The organism is Aeromonas sp., from assembly GCF_050633025.1.
Lineage (GTDB): Bacteria > Pseudomonadota > Gammaproteobacteria > Enterobacterales > Aeromonadaceae > Aeromonas.
Genome location: NZ_JBODRQ010000205.1, coordinates 1 through 4,033, shown reverse-complemented (window position 1 = coordinate 4,033; position 4,033 = coordinate 1). Strand labels below are relative to the sequence as shown.

The 4,033-nt window shown below is 58.6% G+C and carries 4 protein-coding genes; 3 read left to right on the top strand and 1 reads right to left on the bottom strand.

The features are described 5' to 3' along the window. Window positions 1–192: 192 nt before the first annotated feature. Window positions 193–894 (bottom strand): YggS family pyridoxal phosphate-dependent enzyme, encoded by a 702-nt coding sequence (locus tag ACRAUW_RS17190; protein ID WP_431363247.1) that lies wholly within the window; start codon window positions 892–894, stop codon window positions 193–195. A gap of 39 nt (window positions 895–933) precedes the next feature. Here ACRAUW_RS17190 and tapT point away from each other — a divergent pair, with 39 nt between their 5' ends. The 3 genes from tapT to yaaA are packed head-to-tail and all read left to right on the top strand — an operon-like array spanning window position 934 to window position 3,927. Beyond that, a complete protein-coding gene (gene tapT, locus ACRAUW_RS17185; RefSeq protein ID WP_033135532.1) occupies window positions 934–1,968 on the top strand; it encodes a type IVa pilus ATPase TapT in 1,035 nt (344 codons plus the stop codon). A 28-nt stretch (window positions 1,969–1,996) separates the two neighbouring features. Next, entirely contained in the window at window positions 1,997–3,106 is a 1,110-nt protein-coding gene (tapU, locus tag ACRAUW_RS17180) for a type IVa pilus ATPase TapU (protein WP_431363248.1), read from the top strand. Between the two features lie 47 nt (window positions 3,107–3,153). Continuing rightward, a complete protein-coding gene (gene yaaA, locus ACRAUW_RS17175; RefSeq protein WP_431363246.1) occupies window positions 3,154–3,927 on the top strand; it encodes a peroxide stress protein YaaA in 774 nt (257 codons plus the stop codon). Window positions 3,928–4,033 lie beyond the last annotated feature (106 nt).

Sequence of the window (4,033 nt, the reverse complement as noted above, 5' to 3'; positions counted from 1 at the left end):
CTGCGGCTCATGTTGCCCGCGCCGATAAAGGCCAGCGTTCTATGCTGCATCAGATGCTCCTGTTGCACATGCTGTCACGGTGAGGTGGGTGCAGCCTGCACCACCTGACGCCAGAATTCGGTGTTCCATCAAACGCTCCTGTTGATGAAGTCGCGGCAAGAGGCGGATCTGTCAGTTATCCGCCAGCCTTGCCTATGAGTAGTCACGGGCGCCGAAGATGGCGGTGCCGACCCGCACCATGGTGCTGCCGTGGGCGATCGCCAGTTCAAGATCCTCGGTCATCCCCATCGAGAGGGTATCCACCGTGGGGTATTGTCGCGCAAGCTCGGTGAACAGAGTCTGCATACGGGTCATTTGGGCGGCCAGTACGCTCTCGTCACTGGTGTGCTCGGGAATGGCCATCAGCCCCCGCAGCACCAGTCGCTCACTTTGAGAGACCAGCTCGGCAAGGCGGAAAATCTCTTGTTCCGACGTTCCGGATTTACTGCTCTCTCCGCTAATATTGATTTGCAGACAAACATTTAGCGGTGCCATGCTGGCGGGACGCTGATTGTTGAGGCGGTCGATCAGCTTGTCCCGATCCACGCTCTGCACCCAGTCGAACCGTTCGGCGACCAGTTTGGATTTGTTCGATTGCAAAGGGCCGATAAAGTGCCACTCTATGTCGCAATATTCCGGCTGCTGGCGCAAGGTATCGATCTTGGTCGCCGCTTCCTGGGCGTAGGATTCGCCAAAGCAGCGCTGACCTGCAGCATGGGCGGCCATGACGGCCTCGACGGGCTTGGTCTTGCTCACGGCCAGCAGGCGGATCTGCTGCAGGTTGCGGCTCGCCCGTTCGGCGGCCTGGGCAATACGTTCCTTTACCTGAAACAGGTGCTGGGCAATCTGGTTCATATTTCGTTAGTGATCTTGTGATGGGAGAATGACAAGTCTATGGATATCACAGAGTTATTGGCTTTCAGTGTAAAGCATAAAGCCTCGGATCTACACCTTTCGGCCGGGGTTCCCCCGATGATCAGGGTTGATGGTGAGGTTCGCAAGATCAATTTGCCCGCCCTGGAACACCGGGAAGTGCATGCCCTCATTTATGACATCATGAACGACCATCAGCGCAAGGAGCTGGAGGAGAACTTCGAGGTCGACTTCTCGTTCGAGGTGCCCAATCTGGCTCGTTTCCGGGTCAACGCCTTCCAGCAGGCGCGCGGCTCGGGCGCGGTATTTCGTACCATCCCCAGCACTGTGCTGAGCCTCGAAGATCTCGATGCGCCGGAGATCTTCCGCAAGATTTCCGAGTTCCCGCGCGGTCTGGTGCTGGTGACCGGCCCGACCGGTTCCGGTAAATCGACCACCCTGGCGGCGATGGTTAACTACATCAACGAGAACTTCCATCACCACATTCTCACCATCGAAGACCCCATCGAATTCGTCCATGAGAACAAACGCTGTCTGGTGAACCAGCGGGAAGTGCACCGGGATACCAAGAGCTTCAGCAATGCCCTGCGCTCGGCACTGCGGGAAGACCCGGACATCATTCTGGTGGGCGAGATGCGCGACCTTGAGACCATTCGTCTGGCCATGACCGCCGCCGAAACCGGCCATCTGGTGTTTGGCACCCTGCACACCTCGTCGGCGGCCAAGACCATCGACCGTATCATCGACGTTTTCCCCGGTGCGGAGAAAGACATGGTGCGCTCCATGCTCTCCGAATCCCTGCGGGCGGTTATCTCCCAGACCCTGCTCAAGCGCATTGGTGGCGGTCGGGTGGCGGCCCACGAGATCATGATGGGCATTCCGGCGGTGCGTAACCTCATCCGGGAGGACAAGATCGCCCAGCTCTACTCGGTGATCCAGACCGGGATGACCCACGGCATGCAGACCATGGATCAGAGCCTCAAGCAGCTGGTGAGCCGCGGCGTGGTGGCATCCCTCGATGCCAAGGCCAAGGCCGTCGATCCCAACAGCGTTTAAGAGCATCGAACCCAGGGAGGGATAGATGATGAATCTGGATGAATTGCTGGCCGAGCTGGTCGAACGAAAGGGCTCGGATCTGTTTGTGACAGTGGGCTCGCCGCCCATCCTCAAGGTGAATGGCCATCTGGTGTCGCTGGGGGGCGAGGCGCTCGACAAGAAGGGGGCGCTGACGCTGGTCAGGGATACCCTCAGCAGCGATCACTTCGAGCGCTATATCCGCACCAAGGAGGCCAACTACGCCATCTATCGCGAGGCGCTTGGCCGTTTTCGGGTCAGCGCCTTCTGGCAGCAGGAGCTGCCCGGCATGGTGGTGCGGCGTATCGAGACCCGCATTCCCACCTTTGAAGATCTGCAGCTACCCAAGATCCTGCAAGAGGTCGCCATGGCCAAGCGGGGGCTGGTGCTGTTTGTCGGGGCCACCGGGGCGGGCAAGTCCACCACCCAGGCGGCGATGATCGGCTATCGCAACCAGCATGCCGATGGTCACATTCTGACGGTGGAAGACCCGGTGGAGTTTGTCCATCAGCATGGTCGCAGTCTGGTGACCCAGCGGGAGGTGGGGATCGACACCGAATCGTTCGATGTGGCGCTGAAAAGCTCGTTGCGTCAGGCGCCGGACGTGATCCTGATCGGCGAGATCCGAAGCCAGGAGACCATGGAGTTTGCCCTGCAGTTCGCCGAGACCGGTCACCTTTGCCTCGCCACTCTGCATGCCAACAACGCCAACCAGGCGCTGGATCGGATCCTCCATCTGGTGCCGCAGGAGAAACATCGCCAGTTCCTGTTCGATCTCTCCTTCAACCTGAAAGCCATCGTTGCCCAGCAACTGGTGCCAAGCATGGATGGCAAGCGGCGTTTTGCCGCGTTCGAGTTGCTGCTTAATACTCCGCTCATCACCGACATCATTCGCAAGGGAGAGATGCATCGCCTCAAGGAGGTGATGACCAAATCCACCGAGCTGGGTATGCAGACCTTCGATCAGGCGCTCTTCAGCCTGTTCTGCGCCGGCCAGATTGGCTACAGTGAGGCCCTCGCCCATGCCGACTCGGCCAATGATTTACGTCTGCAAATCAAGCTCTCAGGCCAGGATGCGCTGGGTTCTGGCGTGCTGGACAATGTGACGCTGGATGAATGAATCATGGGGCCGTTTTGCCGTTCGGCCCCTCGCCATAAAGGAATGTTATGCTGATTGTGGTTTCCCCGGCCAAGACGCTGGATTACGAGTCACCGCTGGTGACCCCCCGTTTCACCCAACCCGAGCTGCTGGATCACTCCGCCGAACTGATTAGCCGGGCCCGCCAACTGAGCCCTGACCAGATCGCCACTCTGATGAAGATCAGCGACAAGCTGGCCGGTCTCAATGCTGCCCGTTTTGCCGAGTGGCAGCCAGATTTCACCCCCGCCAATGCCCGTCAGGCGCTGCTGGCCTTCAAGGGGGATGTCTACACCGGTTTGGCGGTAGAGGATTTCAGTGAGGCTGATTTTGACTTCGCTCAGGCGCACCTGCGGATGCTCTCCGGCCTCTACGGCGTGCTGCGCCCCCTCGATCTGATGATGCCCTACCGGCTGGAGATGGGGACCAAGCTCGACAATAGCCGCGGCAAGGATCTTTACCAGTTCTGGGGGGAGGTGGTCACTCACCATCTCAACGACGCGCTGGCAGCGCAGGGGGATGAAGTGCTGATCAATCTGGCCTCCGACGAGTATTTCAAGTCGGTACGCCCCAAGAGCCTGAAAGGGCGGATTGTCACACCGGTGTTCAAGGATGAGAAGAACGGCCAGTTCAAGATCATCAGCTTCTACGCCAAGAAGGCGCGCGGCATGATGGCCCGCCACATCATCAAGCACCGTCTGACCGAGGTGGAGCAGCTGACCGGTTTCAACGCCGAGGGCTACTACTTCGTACCGGAAGAGTCGGACGCCAATACCCTGATGTTTAAACGCGCCGAAAATTAATTACAAAAAGAGGGAACCAATCTTTCGACCCGCGGGTCTCAATATTTGAATCCTCTGTTGTAAGCACTTTTTATTCGCCGACGTTTGATACGTCGGCTTTTTTATT